Annotated in this window: 18 protein-coding genes; 5 read left to right on the forward strand and 13 right to left on the reverse strand. The window is 68.2% G+C overall.

Going from position 1 to position 16,559, the window contains the following annotated elements; all coding sequences use genetic code 11:
- Positions 1 to 9: 9 nt before the first annotated feature.
- Positions 10 to 1,104 (reverse strand): M24 family metallopeptidase, encoded by a 1,095-nt coding sequence (locus tag EV580_RS01695; RefSeq protein ID WP_133689429.1) that lies wholly within the window; start codon positions 1,102 to 1,104, stop codon positions 10 to 12.
- 33 nt (positions 1,105 to 1,137) lie between these two features.
- Between EV580_RS01695 and EV580_RS01700 the strand changes: the two genes are divergently transcribed.
- On the forward strand, positions 1,138 to 1,758 hold the full coding sequence (locus EV580_RS01700) for a B-4DMT family transporter (RefSeq protein WP_133689430.1): 621 nt from the start codon (positions 1,138 to 1,140) through the stop codon (positions 1,756 to 1,758).
- A 7-nt stretch (positions 1,759 to 1,765) separates the two neighbouring features.
- Here the strand turns inward: EV580_RS01700 and EV580_RS01705 are convergent, their stop codons facing one another.
- Genes EV580_RS01705 through aroC form a run of 5 tightly spaced genes read right to left on the reverse strand, consistent with a single transcriptional unit; the run spans position 1,766 to position 6,058 of the window.
- Complete coding sequence (locus EV580_RS01705) at positions 1,766 to 2,644, reverse strand: MBL fold metallo-hydrolase (RefSeq protein ID WP_133689431.1); 879 nt, start codon at positions 2,642 to 2,644, stop codon at positions 1,766 to 1,768.
- 10 nt (positions 2,645 to 2,654) lie between these two features.
- Positions 2,655 to 3,098 (reverse strand): type II 3-dehydroquinate dehydratase, encoded by a 444-nt coding sequence (aroQ, locus tag EV580_RS01710; RefSeq protein WP_133689432.1) that lies wholly within the window; start codon positions 3,096 to 3,098, stop codon positions 2,655 to 2,657.
- Entirely contained in the window at positions 3,095 to 4,183 is a 1,089-nt protein-coding gene (aroB, locus tag EV580_RS01715; RefSeq protein WP_133689433.1) for a 3-dehydroquinate synthase, read from the reverse strand. Before aroB ends, aroQ begins: the two co-directional genes overlap by 4 nt.
- Positions 4,180 to 4,845 carry a shikimate kinase gene (locus tag EV580_RS01720; RefSeq protein WP_133689434.1) on the reverse strand — a complete coding sequence of 222 codons (666 nt, stop codon included), beginning with the start codon at positions 4,843 to 4,845 and terminating at the stop codon, positions 4,180 to 4,182. Before EV580_RS01720 ends, aroB begins: the two co-directional genes overlap by 4 nt.
- Positions 4,846 to 4,849: 4 nt before the next feature.
- Positions 4,850 to 6,058, reverse strand: coding sequence for a chorismate synthase (aroC, locus tag EV580_RS01725; protein ID WP_133689435.1), 1,209 nt, complete (start codon positions 6,056 to 6,058; stop codon positions 4,850 to 4,852).
- A 269-nt stretch (positions 6,059 to 6,327) separates the two neighbouring features.
- Between aroC and EV580_RS33575 the strand changes: the two genes are divergently transcribed.
- Positions 6,328 to 6,474, forward strand: a complete 147-nt coding sequence (locus EV580_RS33575; RefSeq protein WP_166654556.1) for a hypothetical protein — start codon at positions 6,328 to 6,330, stop codon at positions 6,472 to 6,474.
- Between the two features lie 2 nt (positions 6,475 to 6,476).
- Positions 6,477 to 7,511: a WXG100 family type VII secretion target gene (locus tag EV580_RS01730; protein WP_133689436.1), complete on the forward strand. Its 1,035-nt coding sequence runs from the start codon at positions 6,477 to 6,479 to the stop codon at positions 7,509 to 7,511.
- Between the two features lie 509 nt (positions 7,512 to 8,020).
- On the opposite strand, the gene EV580_RS01740 is transcribed toward EV580_RS01730, so the two are convergent.
- The 6 genes from EV580_RS01740 to EV580_RS01765 form a co-directional block, all read right to left on the reverse strand.
- Positions 8,021 to 8,440 carry a prepilin peptidase gene (locus EV580_RS01740; RefSeq protein WP_370629585.1) on the reverse strand — a complete coding sequence of 140 codons (420 nt, stop codon included), beginning with the start codon at positions 8,438 to 8,440 and terminating at the stop codon, positions 8,021 to 8,023.
- Positions 8,441 to 8,455: 15 nt separating this feature from the next.
- Positions 8,456 to 9,250 carry a shikimate dehydrogenase gene (locus tag EV580_RS01745; RefSeq protein WP_133689439.1) on the reverse strand — a complete coding sequence of 265 codons (795 nt, stop codon included), beginning with the start codon at positions 9,248 to 9,250 and terminating at the stop codon, positions 8,456 to 8,458.
- Positions 9,250 to 10,482: an endolytic transglycosylase MltG gene (locus EV580_RS01750; RefSeq protein ID WP_133689440.1), complete on the reverse strand. Its 1,233-nt coding sequence runs from the start codon at positions 10,480 to 10,482 to the stop codon at positions 9,250 to 9,252. The genes EV580_RS01745 and EV580_RS01750 overlap by 1 nt, the downstream gene beginning before the upstream one ends.
- The gene (gene ruvX / locus EV580_RS01755) at positions 10,475 to 10,975 is read right to left on the reverse strand and encodes a Holliday junction resolvase RuvX (protein WP_133689441.1); all 501 of its coding nucleotides are present in this window, start codon (positions 10,973 to 10,975) and stop codon (positions 10,475 to 10,477) included. The genes EV580_RS01750 and ruvX overlap by 8 nt, the downstream gene beginning before the upstream one ends.
- 5 nt (positions 10,976 to 10,980) lie before the next feature.
- The gene (alaS, locus tag EV580_RS01760) at positions 10,981 to 13,677 is read right to left on the reverse strand and encodes an alanine--tRNA ligase (protein WP_133689442.1); all 2,697 of its coding nucleotides are present in this window, start codon (positions 13,675 to 13,677) and stop codon (positions 10,981 to 10,983) included.
- Between the two features lie 66 nt (positions 13,678 to 13,743).
- Positions 13,744 to 14,133: a secondary thiamine-phosphate synthase enzyme YjbQ gene (locus EV580_RS01765; RefSeq protein WP_208114586.1), complete on the reverse strand. Its 390-nt coding sequence runs from the start codon at positions 14,131 to 14,133 to the stop codon at positions 13,744 to 13,746.
- Between the two features lie 101 nt (positions 14,134 to 14,234).
- On the opposite strand from EV580_RS01765, the gene EV580_RS01770 reads away from it, so the two are divergent.
- Together EV580_RS01770 and EV580_RS01775 are read left to right on the forward strand one after the other, a co-directional pair.
- Positions 14,235 to 14,855: a putative quinol monooxygenase gene (locus tag EV580_RS01770; RefSeq protein ID WP_133689444.1), complete on the forward strand. Its 621-nt coding sequence runs from the start codon at positions 14,235 to 14,237 to the stop codon at positions 14,853 to 14,855.
- Between the two features lie 57 nt (positions 14,856 to 14,912).
- Complete coding sequence (locus EV580_RS01775; RefSeq protein WP_133689445.1) at positions 14,913 to 15,494, forward strand: hypothetical protein; 582 nt, start codon at positions 14,913 to 14,915, stop codon at positions 15,492 to 15,494.
- Here EV580_RS01775 and EV580_RS01780 read toward each other — a convergent pair.
- On the reverse strand, positions 15,466 to 16,557 hold the full coding sequence (locus tag EV580_RS01780) for a methyltransferase (protein ID WP_133689446.1): 1,092 nt from the start codon (positions 16,555 to 16,557) through the stop codon (positions 15,466 to 15,468). The two genes, EV580_RS01775 and EV580_RS01780, sit on opposite strands and share 29 nt — an antisense overlap.
- Between the last annotated feature and the right edge of the window lie 2 nt (positions 16,558 to 16,559).

The raw sequence follows: 16,559 nt of genomic DNA on the forward strand, positions 1-16,559 counted from the left end.
GTCGTTCTCCTAGGTCAGGACTGCCAGTTCCTTGGGGAACCGGGTCAGCAGTTCAGGGCTTCGCTCGCCGACGACCAGGGTGTCCTCGATGCGGACACCGCCACGGTCGGGCAGGTAGACACCGGGTTCCACGGTCACCACGGAGCCAGCAAGCAGTGTACCGGCGGCGGCGGAGTTGATTCCCGGCGCTTCGTGGATCTGCAATCCGACGCCGTGGCCCAGACCGTGGCCGAAGTACTCGCCGTAGCCGGCGTCGACGATCACCTGCCGGGACGCGCCGTCCACATCCTTGAGCTGCGCCCCGACGTCGAGGGCATCGCGGCCCGCCCGCTGGGCGGCGGCCACCAGTTCGTAGATCTCCAGCTGCCAGTCGGCAGCCGCGCCGAGCACGAACGTGCGGGTCATATCGGAGTGATAGCCGCCGACCAGCGCGCCGAAGTCGATCTTGACGAAGTCACCGTGCGCCAGCACCGCGTCGGTGGGGCGGTGATGTGGGATCGCCGAATTGGCCCCGGTGGCCACGATCGTCTCGAACGACGGCCCGTCGGCGCCGTGCTCGAGCATCAGCGCCTCGAGCTGACGGCCCACCTCGCGCTCGGTTCGCCCGGGCCGCAGGCCGTCACTCGCCACCAACTCGGCCAGCGCCGCGTCGGCAGCCTCGCAGGCCAGCCGGAGCAGCGCGATCTCGCCGGCGTCCTTGACCTCACGCAGCGTCTCGACCGTGCCTGAGGCTCGGACCAGCTCGGCTGCCGGATGGTCGTCCAGTGCCCGAGCCAGGACGTCGAACCCGTCGACGGTGACGACGTGGCTCTCGAACCCGATCCGGGCGGCGCCGTCGGCCACCGCGCGGCCGACCAGATGCCGTCCGCAGGCCCGCTCGATGACCGTTTCCACATCCGGTGCCTGCAGCGCGGCCTGCGTCCGGTAGCGGGAATCGGTGGCCAGTACCGTCGGCGTGTCGTCCGCGAACACCAAAAGTGCCGCGTTCGACCCGCTGAATCCGGACAGGTATCGGACGTTGACCAGGTCACTGACCAGGATTGCGTCCAGTCCGTCGGCCGCCAGGCGGGCAGCCAGCCGGTCCCGGCGTTGGGAATGTGTCACGGTCGCTGACGGTACTCGCTACTCTGACTAGCCATGACTACGTGGTTGTTGCGCGGACTGGCCTTCGCTGCCGGCATGGTGATCGTCCGTCTGGTGCAGGGCACGCTGATCAATATCTACGAGACCAAGGCCGGGCTCATCAGCATCGCGCTGGTCGTGCTGTTCGCGATCGTGGCGTTCATCTGGGGTCTCATGGACGGCCGGGCCGACGCGAACGCCAACCCCGATCCGGACCGCCGCCGCGATCTGGCGATGACGTGGCTGCTGGCCGGGCTGATCGCCGGCATCCTGAGCGGCCTGGTCACCTGGGTGATCTCGCTGGTCTACAAGAACGTCTACGCCGAGGGCCTGATCAGTGAGCTCACCACGTTCGCGGCGTTCACCGCGCTGGTGGTGTTCATCCCGGCCATCGCCGCGGTCGCCATCGGCCGCTTCCTGGTCGACCGCAAGCGGCCGCCCCAGGAGCGCCGCCGTGAGGACGGCAGCACGGGCGATGTCTTCGACGCCGCCCGCGACGACGACAAGACCGGACCGATCGCCGGGCTCGGGTCCCACGAGGCCGCGGCGACCGAAGGGCAGACCTCCGCTGTGGCGACCGCCGAGCGCGACGAGCCGACCGAGCAGATCGACATGAGCAAGGGCAAGGACGCCTGACGATCGGCTAGATCGGCGCGATCGGCGACCAGTCGCCGACGTCGAAACCATCGCCGTCCGCGACGAGCACCGGGGCGCCCTGCCCGGGGTAATGCGCGGGAAAGACCGTCGCTTTGGCGCTGGCCGCCTCGGTGAAGACCCGCCTGCGCGTGCCCCGTGCAGCGGCCGCGTCGACATCGAAGGCACACGCGTCATCGGGCCGCCGGATCTGGATCGGGCAGTGCGTCAGATCGCCGACGAACACGGCGGGTGCGCCCGCATCGAGCCACAGCACCGACGAACCGGGGGTGTGTCCGGCCGCCGGGCGCAACCGCAGCGACGGGCTCAGCTGAAGGTCAGAAGACCACAGCTGAATCTGATCGGTCACCGGAATCACGCTGTCGGCCAACACCGTTCGCATGCCGTCGTTTTCGCCGGATCCCCCGGGTCCGAAGAACCGGTAGTCCGCCTCGGGCATCACGTAGCGGGCGTTGGGGAACGTCGGCACCCAATCGCCGTCGACCAATTGGGTGTTCCAGCCGACGTGGTCGGTGTGCAGATGTGTGTTGATCACGATGTCGACCGCCGCCGGGTCGAAGCCCGCCGCGGTGAACGACGTGAGAAAGTCGGTCGACAGGTGATCCAGCGGCGGCATGTGCGGGCGGTCGCGGTCATTGCCGACGCCGGTGTCCACGACAACCATCAGACCGTCGACCTCCACCACCCACGACTGCATCGCGATCCGCCACAGCTGCGCCTCGCGGTCCCAGAAGTGCGGCTCCAGCAGGTCGGCGTGGTCGTCCCAGGCCTGGGCAGGAGTGTCGGCGAACAGCGATGTCCGCATGCTGATTTGAGTTTCGACGACGCGCGTGACGGTGGCCGCGCCCAGCCCGATCCGGTTCTGCACTCCGGCGAGACTAGTCGAGCGTGACGTCCAGGGTGGCCAGATAGCGCAGAGCCAGCAGATAGCCCTGTACGCCGAGCCCGACGATGACACCGGTGGCCACCGCGCTCAGGTACGAGTGGTGCCGAAATTCTTCTCGCGCATGCACATTGGAGATGTGCACCTCGATCAGCGGGGCCTTCAGCTCGGCGCACGCGTCCCGCAACGCGATCGAGGTGTGGGTCAGCGCACCGGCGTTGAGGATCACCGGATCGCCGGCGTCGGCGGCGGCGTGCAGCCAGTCGATCAGCTGGGCTTCGCTGTTGGATTGCCGGACCACCGCGGAGAGCCCCAGTTCGGTCGCCTGCGACTCGATCAGCATGACGAGATCGTCATAGGTCGTGCTGCCGTAGATCTCGGGCTCGCGGCGGCCGAGCCGATCGAGGTTGGGGCCGTTGAGGACTAGGACGGTCGTCATTGCTTCGCCACCTCCGCGTAGGCCGCTGCGAGCAGCGCCGGGTCGGGACCTTCCAGACGACCCGGCTTGGCCAGACCGTCGAGCACCACGAACCGCAACACACCGGAGCGGGTCTTCTTGTCGCCGGCCATGATCTCGACGAGTTCGGGGAAGACGCCCGCCTCGTAACTGACCGGCAATCCCAGCAGTTCGAGCACATCCCGGTGCCGCTTGGCGGTCGCATCGTCGAGCCGGCCGGCCAGTCGGCCCAGCTCCGCGGCGAACACCAGCCCGACCGAGACGGCCGCGCCGTGACGCCACTTGTAGCGTTCCCGGCGTTCGATGGCGTGCGCCAATGTGTGTCCGTAGTTGAGGATCTCGCGCAGCGCCGATTCCTTCTCGTCGGCGGCCACCACCTCGGCCTTGACGGCGATGGCCCGCCGGATCAGTTCTGGCAGCACCGAGGACGCCGGGTCGACCGCGGCCTGCGGGTCGGCCTCGATGAGGTCCAGGATCTTGGGGTCGGCGATGAAGCCGGCCTTGACGATCTCGGCCATTCCGGCGACGAGTTCGTTGCGCGGCAACGTTTCCAGCATCGCCAGGTCGACCAGCACACCGGCCGGCTGATGGAATGCGCCGACCAGGTTCTTGCCCGCATCGGTGTTGATCCCGGTCTTGCCACCGACGGCGGCGTCGACCATGGCCAGCAGCGTGGTCGGCACGTGCACGATGTCGATGCCGCGCAGCCAGGTGGCCGCGGCGAATCCGGCCACGTCCGTCGCCGCGCCGCCACCGAGACTGACCAGGGCGTCCTTACGGCCGATCCCGATGCGGCCCAACACTTCCCAGATGTAGCCGACGACCGGCAGGTCCTTTCCCGCCTCGGCATCGGGAATCTCGATGCGATGGGCGTCGACGCCGAGTCCGGTCAGGTGCTCGCGGATGGCTTCGGCGGTCTGGGCCAGAGTCGGCTGGTGCAGGATCGCCACCTTGTGCCGCCCGCCGAGCAGCTCACCGAGCTCGCCGAGCAGGCCGGTGCCCACGATCACCGGGTAGGGCGGATCGACGGCGACCTCGATGGTCACCGGCGGGGTGGGCTCTGTCATTTGCGAACTCCGGCGCGGCGAGCGGCCAGCGCCGCCGGGGTGGCGGGCGTGACCGGGGTGGATTCGGATTGCTCCGTGGATGGTGTTGAGGTGGAACGCTTTTCGGTCGCCGACTGCGAGCGCCGCCAGGGCGGCCTGCGCCGCCGTGGCGGTTGCGGATTCTCCAGCCGCGACATGATGTGGCGCACGACAGCACCGGGGTTGCGACGGTTGGTGTTGATCCTGATGGTGGCGACGCGACGGTAGAGCGGCACCCGCTGGTTCATCAGCGTGCGGTACTTCTCGGCGTGGTCGGGGCCGGCCAGTAGCGGGCGGACGGTGTTGCCACTGGTCCGGCGCACGCCCTCGGCCGCGCTGATTTCCAGGAAGACCACAGTCTGCCCCGAAAGCGCTTTGCGCACACCGGGTGTCGTCACCGCGCCGCCACCAAGCGACAGCACCCCGTTGTGGGTCTTGAGCGCTTCGCGGATGACCTCTTCTTCGATGCGCCGGAATTCCTCTTCGCCGTCTGCTGTGAAAATGTCGGCGATGGTGCGGCCGGTCTTCTCCTCGATGGCGGCGTCGGTGTCGAGCATCGACACCCCCATCGCCTTGGCCAGCCGCCGTCCGATGGTGGACTTCCCGGAGCCGGGCAACCCGATCAGCACGGCCTTCGGCGCCATCGCGCTACCCCGACACCCGCACCGGCGAATCGGTGGGCATGCGCTCGGCCACGGACTGCAGGTAGGACTCCACGTTGCGCCGGGTCTCGGTCAGCGAGTCCCCGCCGAACTTCTGCAGCACGGCGCGGGCCACCACCAGCGCGACCATGGTTTCGACGACGACGGCCGCGGCGGGCACCGCGCACACGTCGGAGCGCTGGTGGATCGCGACGGCCTCGTCGCCGGTGGCCATGTCGACGGTGGCCAGGGCCCGCGGCACCGTGGAGATCGGCTTCATCGCCGCGCGCACCCGCAGCGGCAGGCCGTTGGTCATGCCGCCCTCCAGGCCGCCGGCCCGGTTGGTGGAGCGGACCACGCCGTCGGGGCCGGGGTACATCTCGTCGTGGGCCTGGCTGCCGCGACGGCGCGCGGTCTCGAAGCCGTCGCCGATCTCGACGCCCTTGATGGCCTGGATGCCCATTACCGCCGCGGCGAGCTGGCTGTCCAACCGGTTGTCGCCGCTGGTGAACGAGCCCAGTCCGATCGGCAGGCCGTGGACCACGACCTCGACGATGCCGCCCAGGGTGTCGCCATCACGCTTGGCGGCCTCGATCTGCTCGATCATGTCTGCCTCGGCGGCCTTGTCGGAGGCGCGGACCGGGCTCTCGTCGATGCGGTCCAGGTCCCCGGCGGCCGGCGGCGGTCCGTCATACGGCGCGGACGCCCCGATGGAGATGACGTGTGAGAGCACCTCGACGCCGAGCGCCTGGCGCAGGAAAGCCCGGGCGACCGTGCCTGCCGCGACCCGCGCGGCGGTCTCGCGGGCGCTGGCCCGCTCCAGCACCGGCCGGGCGTCGTCGAAGCCGTACTTGAGCATGCCTGCGTAATCGGCATGGCCGGGGCGGGGCCGGGTCAGCGGCGCGTTGCGCGCGACGTCGAGCTCCTCGGCGTCGACCGGATCCGACGCCATCACTGTTTCCCACTTGGGCCACTCGGTGTTGCCGATCTCGATCGCGATCGGGCCGCCCAGGGTCGAGCCGTGTCGGACCCCGGCCAGCACCGTGACCTGGTCCTGCTCGAACTTCATCCGGGCGCCGCGGCCGTAGCCGAGGCGCCGGCGGGCCAGCTGCTCGGCAATATCAGAAGAGGTGACCTGCACCCCGGCGACCATGCCTTCGACCACGGCTACCAGCGCGCGGCCGTGGGATTCACCGGCGGTCGTCCATCGCAACACGCGTCCCATCTTCCCACGCCGGTCACGGCAGACCAATTTGCTTTCACACCGACGTGAGGCCGGGGGCGTTCGATACCTGAGGTGACTAGCCGTCTCGATTGCTCAGCCCTAGCCTTTCCCAGGTGGGGACTCTTGATGTGAGTAGCGACGGCCTGCGAGCACTGTCGGCTCAGTGCGCGGCTGCATCAGAGCACTTGGCCAGCCCCATCGCTGCACCGGCCCCGGCACAAACGAGCCAGGCCTCAGTGGCGGCCGTCAGCACTGCGTACGTGGCAGTAGGTGAGACCAATGTCGTCCTGGCGACCAGGGTCCAGGCCACCGGTGAACTGTTCACCGAATCCGCAGCCCATTTCGCAACCACCGAGGCCCGATCAGCCGACCGGCTGGGCGCGCTCGGTGCCGCGGTCAGGCTGTAGCGGTGCCCGGCGTCGCTGATGCGGGGCTCCCGAGCCTGTCGCAGATCCTCGGCTGGGAGGTAGGACTCTTGTCCCGCGCCGCTGCCGAGTGGACGCGCACCGCCGAGGATTGGGAAGAAACCTTCGCCGGCGTTCACCGCGGCGCCCTAGCACCCGGCGGAACCGAATGGCAGGGGCTGGCGGCAGAAGCTGCGCAAGAACGCACCATGGGCGACCTGGTGGAGGTGCGCGGCCTGTCCGACACGCTGCATATGGCCGCCACACTCGCACAGCGCGGAGCCGATCAGCTGGAGTTCCTGAAAGGTCGAGCCGTCCACGCAATCGACGAGGCTCGTGGGGCGGGCTTCATAGTGGGCGAAGATCTTTCGGTAACCGACGCCAGCGGACATGGCAGTTCACGTATCACAGACGCACAACGACACGCCGCCACCATCTCAGCACGCGCCGCCGCCCTGCGCAGCGCCGATGTTGAAGTCGCTTCCAAAATCACTGCCGCGACAACGGAACTCAAAAATCACCAGTTCACCGAGAAGCCACAGAACATCATCCAGGCAGTGGATTTCAAAGAAGCCCCGCCTCCTGGATATCCGATCAACGATGTGATCGCAGAATCCACGGACCTCGACGGCAACCACGTTGTGCTCAGACGCGGCTATTACGATGGAAAGCGGGGATTCGGTTGGGACAAGATATTTCACAAGCACGGCATAACCAATCCCAACGTGTTCAATGATCTCATCTCGCATAGCCGGCCGATAAGCAGCAAGGACGGAGAGCTCATCTACAAGGTGCCGATCAATCGAGTTCACTGCGCATCACACTTGGGTGGCCTTTACACGTCGTGTGATGACACGGGCGAGAGCCTCGAAATGATGATCGTTGTCGATACCACCCAAAATCGCTGGGACGTACCCGATGGCGGGCAGAAAGGGGTGATAACCATGTATCCACTTCCTGGAGGTAGCGGAGTGGTCGAAGTCGCACCGAACTGGACGATGGCGCCACCGTGGGTGAGTAACAATGTGCCCATCAACTGAAGGCCCGCAGTCTCACGACAGTTTCGCCACCGATGTGCTGCGAAATTTGTTGCTACACATCGACGAACAGAACGCAGGCGGAAATGACCCGTTTGTCGTTTCGTACGGATGGACCGAAGGACCGGTGATGTATCTGGTCTACACCGCGCCGCCTTCCGCGATCACGTGGGGGTTGGTGCGCGACACGAGAGAGTCGAACATCGAGCCAGCGCCGTGGCCTTCGATGGAAACCGCCGTGCGCTATTACTACCTCCTTGATCTGTGCGAGGGGCGGGTGTCTGAATCCTTCACCCACCCCGGAAGTGATCCCGATTCGATCTTGTGGCACGGGGATCGGTCGTATGCAGACGGCTCATCCGGGGACCTCCCACAGCATCCATCAGAGATTTTCGATGGATATCGATACACGCCGCCTCCTCTCACCACTTCACCGGAGCCACAAGAACGACAAGGACCGGCGCCCGAACCTCGCCGTTACGGAAATGCGCCGTAGGGCGCGCTGACTGGCCTCACCACACCACCAACGCCGCGGCTGCCAGGCTCGCCAGGCACATCGATGGGCCGTGCGGCACTGTCGCGCTCCGATCCCGGACGGCGACAACGATTCCCACCAGGCCGGTCAGCACCGGCGCGCCGAGCGCGGCCAGCAGCCAGACATCGGGCCCGAACGCGCCCGTCAGCCCACCAACTCCTAGCGCCAGCTTGACGTCCCCGGCGCCCAGTCCGGCCGGGATCGCCAGGTGCACAACGAGATACAGCGCGGCCAGGCCGAGTGCCCCAGTCAGCGCCGGCAGCCCGCGGCCATTCAGACCCGCGACGGCGAGCACCGCGATGGCCCCGGGCAGGGTCAGCGCGTTGGGCAACCGACGGTGGCGGACGTCGAACACGGACAACACCGCCGCCCAGGTCACGGCAATTCCGAACAACACCGGCATGGCCGGACGCTAACCCAGCGCGGCCACCATCTGCTCACGCGGCGCCGGGCAGCCTGTGAATTGTTCGACCTGGCTGAAGGCCTGGTGCAGCAGCATCTGCACACCGCTGATCACCTCGCCGCCGGCGTCCCGCACGGCGGCGGCCAGCGGAGTGGGCCACGGGTCGTAGATGGCGTCCAGCAGCACCGGGACCCCGGCGAACACCCCGGCGTAGGCGGCGGCCGCATCGGCCGGGATGGTGCTGGCCAGGACGTCGGCGGTCGCCGCGACCTCCGGCAGCCGCGGATCGGCCAGATCGCAGAACTCGGTGGTGACGTCGACGGCCGCGCCGAGCTCCAGCAGCCGGGCTGCCTTGTCGCGGTTGCGGGCGACGACGGTGATCTCGATGGCCCCGATATCGGCCAGCGCCACGATCGCGGCGGGTGCGGTTCCCCCCGAACCGAGCACGATCGCGTGCCGCGGGTGACGCACGTGCCCGAGCGCACCGGCGACACCGTCGATGTCGGTGTTGTCCGCGCGCCAGCCGCGGCCGGTGCGAACCAGGGTGTTGGCCGAGCCGACGAGTTCGGCGCGTTCGGTGCGTTCGTCGGCGACTCGCAGGGCGGCGAACTTGCCCGGCATGGTGACCGACAACCCGACCCATTCGGGCCCCAATCCCCGTACCAGCGAAGGCAATTCGTCGGCGGTGCACTCGATACGGTCGTAGGTCCAGTCGGTCAGACCGAGCGCGCGGTAGGCGGCCAGATGCAACAGCGGCGATTTCGAGTGCGCGACGGGCGATCCGAGCACGGCCGCCTTACGCATTAGCGTGCCGAATCGAGGACGCCATTGCGTTTGGCCAGCTCGATGTTGGCCAGGTGCTGCTGATAGTCACGGGTGAACAGGGTGGTGCCCTCGGTGTCCACGGTCACGAAGTACAGCCAGTCCCCCGGCTCGGGCCGCTCGGCCGCCGCCAGCGCCTCTTCGCCGGGCGAGCAGATCGGCGTGGCCGGCAACCCCTCCATGGCGTAGGTGTTCCACGGCGTCGGCTGTGCCCGGTCGGCGTCGGTGGTGGCGACTTCCTGCCGGTCCAGCGGGTAGTTGACCGTCGAGTCGAATTCCAGCTTCTGTGGCACCGCCAGCCGGTTGTAAATCACCCGTGCGACCTTGGCGAAATCGTGCGGTTTGGCCTCGCGCTGCACGAGCGAGCCGACGACCAGGATCTGGTACGGCGACATGTTCATGGCTTTCGCGGTGTCCAGCAGACCACCGGCGACGTAGTGGTCGGCGCTCTGCCCGACCAGCTTGGCCAGGATCTCCTGCGGCGGCGCCGACGGGTCGACGTTCCAGGTGCCGGGCGCGATCAGCCCCTCGATGCGGCGATGGTTCTTGCCCAGTGACGTCACCGGCTGGCTCGCCCACGGCGGTACGTTCAGCTCGTCTGGGGGCGCTTGCTCGGCGGCCTTACGCAGATCCTCGGCGGGAACGCATTTCTGCTCGCCGTTCGACGGGACGCAGGTGGCCTTGGAGATCAGGGTGAAGATGCCGTCGGTGACCTTGCCCGAGCCGACCTCGGCGACGTCGTCGAGCTGCCGGCCCTCGGGGATCACCAGCTTGCCCACCCGGTTGTGCGGGTCGGCCAGCCGCTGCACCGCCGCCGACGCCGACATCTCGGTGCGCACCGAATAGAATCCCGGCTGGATGGCCGCGATCGCCCCGTTGTCCTTGGCCGCGTCGACGAATCCCTTGACGTTGGAGACGACGTTCTTGTCGCGCAGCGTCTGGCCGATCTGGGTGGTGGAGTCGCCCTCGTGCACCTGGATGACGACGTCGTCCTTGCCCTCACCGGTGTACTCACCGGAGCCGCCGCTGAACAGCTTGCCGCCCAGGTACACCGCGGCCACCACCACGACGATCAGCAGGGACGCCGCGGCAGCCCCGATCATCCTGCGGCGGTTACGGTTTCGCCGGGCGCGGACCCGATCGAGCCGGCTCATCTTTCGCCTCGGTGGACCGACCGCCACCGGGCCCGAGCGGTCGTGGTAGTCGTCAGACATCGTCGCTCCCGGAGTTCATTGCCCCCCGGCGCTGGTCCAGCCAGCCCTGCAGAATCCCCACCGCTGCGGCCTGGTCGATCACTCCGCGCTGGTCTTTGGCGCGCACCCCGGCGTCGCGCAGCGAGCGCTGGGCGACCACGGTGGTCAACCGTTCGTCGGCCAGCCGTACCGGCACCGGCGCGATCCGTTCGGCCAGCGCGTCGGCCACCTCGACCGCGTCCTGCGCGGACGTCCCGGCCCGGTCCGCCAGCGTGCGGGGCAGCCCGACGATCACCTCGATGATCTCGTGCTCGTCGACCAGGGCACTCAGCCGCCGCAGATGCTTGCCGGTGCGTTCCCGTCGCACCGTCTCCACCGGAGTGGCCAGGATGCCGTCGGGGTCACTGACCGCCACGCCGATCCGCACAGTGCCGACGTCGATGCCGAGCCGACGACCCCGCCCGGGATCGTCTGCGCCGGGCCGGTCAGGCACACGGTTCTGTGCGGAGAGCACTGAGGCTAGCTCCGCGCGATCTCTGCGCGAACCGCCGCCAATGCCGCATCGATCCCGGCCGCGTTCTTCCCGGACCCCTGGGCCAGGTCGGCCTTGCCGCCGCCCCGCCCGTCCACGGCCGACGAGATCTGCTTGATCAGCTCGTTGGCGCTGAAGCCCGCGTCCTGCGCGGCCGGGTTGGTGGCGACGACAAAGGGCACTGTGCCTTCGTCACCTTCGGCGATGAGCACCACGACGCCGGGCTCGGAGCCCATCTTGCCGCGGATGTCACCGACCAGGGAGCGCAGATCACCGGCGTTCATCCCGGCCGACATCCGTTGCGCCACAAGACGGACCTTACCCACCTGCTCGGCCCCTGCGGCGGCGTTCGCCCCGGCGGCCCTGGCGGTGGCCAATCGCACCTTGTCCAGTTCCTTCTCGGCGGCCTTGAGCTTCTCGACCAGTGTCGCGACCCGGGCCGGCACCTCTTCGGACGGCACCTTGAGCGACGAGGCCAGCCCGGCCATCAGCGCGCGTTCCTTGGCCAGATGGCGGAACGAGTCCAGGCCCACATACGCCTCGACCCGGCGCACCCCGGAGCCGACCGACGACTCACCAAGGATGGTGACCGGCCCGATCTGGGCCGAGTTCTGCACGTGGGTGCCGCCGCACAGTTCCAGCGAGAACGGCCCGCCGATATCGACGACGCGCACCTCGTCGGGGTACTGCTCACCGAACATCGCCATCGCACCCATGGCCTTGGCCTTCTCCAGGCCGGTGGTGAAGGTCTTGACCTCGAAGTCGGCCTCGACGGCCTCGTTGGTGACCTCTTCCACCTGGGCGCGCTGCTCCTCGGTCAGCGCACCCTGGTAGTTGAAATCGAACCGCAGGTATCCGGGACGGTTCAGCGAACCGGCCTGAACCGCGTTGGGCCCCAACACCTGTCGCAGTGCGGCGTGCACCATGTGCGTGCCCGAGTGGCCCTGGGTGGCACCGCGGCGCCACTTGGGATCGACGGCCGCGGTGACGGTGTCGCCCTCGACGAACTCACCGGACTCGACATTGACCCGATGCACCCACAGCGTCTTGGCGATCTTCTGCACGTCGGTGACGGCGGCCTTGGCCGAAGCGCTGCCGCCGGTGCCGCTGATCCAGCCGGCGTCGGCGATCTGCCCACCGGATTCGGCGTAGAGCGGGGTGCGGTCGAGCACGATCTCGACGCGTTCGGCCGCCTGTTCGCGACCGCCGTGCGCGGCCACCGGCACCCGCTTGCCGTCGACGAAGATGCCGAGAATCCGCGCCTCGGAGGTCAGTTCGTCGAACCCGGTGAATTCCGTCGGCCCGGCGTCGACCAGCTCACGGAACGCCGACAGGTCGGCGTGTGCGTGCTTGCGTGCGGCGGCGTCGGCCTTGGCCCGGCGGCGCTGTTCGGCCATCAGCTCGCGGAAGCCCAGCTCGTCGACACTCAGACCGGCCTCGGCGGCCATCTCCAGGGTCAGCTCGATCGGGAAGCCGTAGGTGTCGTGCAGGGTGAACGCCTCGGTGCCGCCCAGCATGGACTTGCCCGCGGCCTTGGTCGCCGAAGCGGCGTCCTCGAACAGCTTCGAACCCGAGGCGAGCGTGCGGTTGAAGGCGGTCTCCTCGGCCACCGCGATGCGCTGGATGCGATCGAAATCGGTGACCAGTTCCGGATACGACGGACCCATCGCGTCGCGGACGGTGACCATCAGCTCCGCCATGATCGGCTGCTCCACACCGAGCAGCTTGGCCGCGCGGATGATGCGCCGCAGCAACCGGCGCAGCACGTAGCCGCGGCCCTCGTTGCCGGGTGTGACGCCGTCGCCGATGATGATCGCCGCGGTGCGGCTGTGGTCGGCGATGACGCGATAGCGGACGTCGTCGGAATGGCTGCCCTGGCCGTATCCGCGGGGTGCCCAACCCGACACCTGGTCGATCACGGGCCGCAGCAGGTCGGTCTCGTAGACGTTGTCGACGTTCTGCAGCAGGCAGGCGATGCGCTCGACACCCATGCCGGTGTCAATGTTCTTGCGCGGCAGGGGCCCCAGGATCTCGAAGTCTTCCTTCGACGTTCCCTCACCGCGCTCGTTCTGCATGAACACGAGATTCCAGATCTCGATGTAGCGGTTCTCGTCGGCTTCCGGGCCGCCCTCGACGCCGTACTCCGGGCCGCGGTCGTAGTAGATCTCCGAGCACGGACCACACGGCCCGGGGATGCCCATCGACCAGTAATTGTCGGCCATGCCTCGGCGCTGGATCCGCTCGATCGGCAGGCCCGCGACCTCCTGCCACAGCTGCACGGCCTCGTCGTCGTCGTAGAACACCGTCGCCCACAGCCGCTCGGGGTCGAACCCGTAGCCGCCCTCGTCGACCGGCTTGGTCAGCAGCGTCCAGGCCAGTTCGATCGCCCCGCGCTTGAAGTAGTCGCCGAACGAGAAGTTGCCCGCCATCTGGAAGAAGGTGTTGTGGCGGGTGGTGATGCCGACCTCGTCGATATCGGGGGTGCGGATGCACTTCTGGATGCTGGTGGCCGTCGCGTACGGCGGGGTGCGCTGCCCGAGGAAGAAGGGCACGAACTGCACCATGCCCGCGTTGACGAACAGCAGGTTCGGGTCGTCGAGGATCACCGAGGCGCTCGGCACCTCGGTGTGACCTGCCTTCACGAAATGATCCAGGAACCGCTTCCTGATCTCGTGTGTCTGCACTGGCTTTCCTTGCGTTTCGGGTCTGACGCTTCGACCGCACTACATTACCGGTCGGACTACCTCCACTTATCCGCGCACGAAGCTCAGCCGAACCGACCGGCGCGGGTTGTCCCGGTTGAGGTCAACGAGCACGACGCTCTGCCAGGTTCCCAGCAGCGGATTGCCGTCGGCGACCGGAAGCGTCACCGACGGCGAGACGATGGCGGGCATCACATGATCGGCACCGTGGCCCGGCGATCCGTGCGAGTGCCGGTACCGCTCGTCGCGCGGCAGCAGCCGCTCCAGGGTGTCCAGCAGGTCGTGGTCGGAACCGGCTCCGGTCTCGATGACGGCGACACCGGCGGTCGCGTGCGGGACGAACACGTTGCACAGGCCATCACCGCGACCGCGGCAGAACGCGCGCACCTCATCGGTGAGGTCGACGATCCGCCGCCGGGAGCTGTCGACGTCGAGCACAGCAGTGTCCACAATTCCCAGCGTAGGTGACCTTGCAGGAGGAAGGTGGGTAGTGCCGGTGGCGCCACCGGGGCGCTGCCCCGAGTCGAAGGGGGTGGACCGTGCACGCACGCTCTACCACGTTTGACGCACGCCCTGATTGCGTCGATGCCGGGATCGCGATGTTTCGCGACGAGGTGATGCCGGCACTTCACGCCATGCCCGGATGCATCGGTATGTCGCTTCTGACCGACCGGGAATCGGGCCGCTGCATCGCCACCACCGCATGGGAGGACATGACGGCCCTGCGCGCCAGCGCCGACCAGGTCCGCCCGCTGCGGGCCAGGGCGGCCAAGGCGTTCAACGCCACCACCTCGGTGGACGAATGGCAGATCGCCGCCCTGCACCGGGATCACCGGTCGTCCGACGGCGCCTGCGTACGGGCCACCTGGCTCAAGACCAGGCCCGACCAGTTCGACCAGGCCGTCGACTTCTATAAGACGACCGTGCTTCCGGAGATCGAGCAGCTCGACGGCTTCTGCAGCACCAGCCTGATGAGCGATCGCACCACCGGCCGGGCCGTGGTGTCGACGACGTACGACAGCGGCGAGGCGATGGAACGCAGCCGGGATCAGGCCAGGTCGCTGCGGACCGCGCTGCTGCGCGACCTGGGCGCCGACCAGCTCGACGTCGGCGAGTTCGAACTGAGCCTCGCACACCTGCGCGTACCCGAAATGGCTTGATACATAAGGGACTTAAGCCCCTCCCCCGCGGCCCGCACCCGGACTACCTTCACCGGCATGGGTACGCACAGGCCGGCGCTGGCCGCGGGGATGGCGGCTGCCGGTATCGCTGGGTTATATCGCTGGGGTGTGCGACCGAGGTTGTACAGCTGGGGAGCCAGTGCCGAGGAGGCCGCCGCCGAACTGCCCGGCGACGCGTTGGTCGAGCCGTCCGCGCCGCGCACCACCCGCGGCATCACCATCGACGCCCCGATCGAGGAGGCGTGGCCGTGGCTGGCCCAGCTCGGCGACGACCGTGGTCCGCAATGGCAGGAGCCGCAGGCCGGTGACACGGTCTGGCTCGCCCGCCGCTACGGTCAGCGGGCCAGGCAGATCGCCGCGGAGGTGGTCCCGAAGTCGCATCTGGTGCTGATGTCGACGACCGACTACGAGCGCGTGCAACGCGGCCAGAGGGCATTGGGCTCGTGGGCCTTCTACCTTCGGCCGCAGCACAATCGGAGCAGGCTGCTGGCCCGCAGCATCGGAGGCACGGTCGGGGTCACCAGTTTCGACGTCGTGAACTTCGTGATCGAACGCGAGATGCTGCGCGGCATTCGCGCTGCCGCCGGGGTTAAACCGGTACCGCTTCCACCACACTGATCGGGGCCGCGGTGGCCACCACCCCGGTCATCCGGAATCCGGCCTGCGCCAACAGCGATCGGTACTGCTCGGCGGTGCGTTCCCGGCCGCCGGCCTGTACCAGCATCTCGAGATCGACCCACTTGCCGATGAAGTCGCTGTCGTCGTCGGGAATGACGAATTCGAGCAGCAGCAGGGTGGCGCCCGGTTTGATCGCGGCGCGGATGTTGCGCAGGATCGTCAGTGCCTCCTCGTCGGCCCAGTCGTGGATGATGTGCTTCATCACGTAGGCGTCGCCGCCGCCGGGAACCGTCTCGAAGAAGGACCCGCCCTGCACGTCCACCCGATCGGTGAGGCCGAATTCGGCGAGCAGCTTGGGCGCGTTGGCGACGACGTCGGGCAGGTCGTAGAGCACACCGCGCGCCGAGGGTGTGGCGGACAAGATCGCCGACAGCAGCCTGCCGTGGCCGCCACCCACGTCGATGATCGTCCCGAAGCGGCCGAAGTCGTAGGCGGCCACCGCGGGCGAGACCGTCATCTCCGACATGCCGGTCATCGCGTCGTTGAACAATCCCGCGAATTCCGCATCGTCGCCGAGGTATTCGAAGAACTCCTTGCCGCGCAGGGATTCGACGACAGGCTGGCCGGTCTTGACCGCGTCCAGTAGGTGCGTCCAGTGCTCGCGCTGCTGCCGGGAGCCGTAGAACAGCCCCGCCGCGCGCATCGGTGATCCGATGTCGGATCGCAGCGTCTCGCCGAGCGCGTTCAGCGCGTAGCGCCCGTCGCGGCCGCGCCGGAACACGCCGCGGCTGACCAGTGCCCGCATCAACCGGTCGACGCCGTCCGGATTGGCGTCGACCCTCTTGGCCAGTTCGGACGCGGGCAGTGGACCATCGGCCAGTGCGTCGGCGACACCGAGTGCGGCAGCGACGTGGATGGCCTGCGACACCCACGTCCCGAGCACCAGTTCCAGCATCGCGATTGGCGGCGGCACCATCCGCCCGCTCAGCCTCGACAGCGTGCTCCGCACGCGCTCGACGACCCGCACGACACGTGCCGGTGGCACCTTGGGCTGCGCCGTCATGA

Source organism: Mycobacterium sp. BK086, assembly GCA_004362315.1.
GTDB lineage: Bacteria > Actinomycetota > Actinomycetes > Mycobacteriales > Mycobacteriaceae > Mycobacterium.

Coding starts and splice junctions, on each gene's coding strand:
- aroQ (WP_133689432.1), bottom strand. CDS start 3,098: ATGACGACCGTCCTAGTCCTCAACGGCCCCAACCTCGATCGGCTCGGC.
- EV580_RS01780 (WP_133689446.1), bottom strand. CDS start 16,557: ATGACGGCGCAGCCCAAGGTGCCACCGGCACGTGTCGTGCGGGTCGTC.
- aroB (WP_133689433.1), bottom strand. CDS start 4,183: ATGACAGAGCCCACCCCGCCGGTGACCATCGAGGTCGCCGTCGATCCG.
- EV580_RS01750 (WP_133689440.1), bottom strand. CDS start 10,482: ATGTCTGACGACTACCACGACCGCTCGGGCCCGGTGGCGGTCGGTCCA.
- EV580_RS01775 (WP_133689445.1), top strand. CDS start 14,913: ATGGGTACGCACAGGCCGGCGCTGGCCGCGGGGATGGCGGCTGCCGGT.
- EV580_RS01720 (WP_133689434.1), bottom strand. CDS start 4,845: ATGGCGCCGAAGGCCGTGCTGATCGGGTTGCCCGGCTCCGGGAAGTCC.
- EV580_RS01700 (WP_133689430.1), top strand. CDS start 1,138: ATGACTACGTGGTTGTTGCGCGGACTGGCCTTCGCTGCCGGCATGGTG.
- EV580_RS01745 (WP_133689439.1), bottom strand. CDS start 9,250: ATGCGTAAGGCGGCCGTGCTCGGATCGCCCGTCGCGCACTCGAAATCG.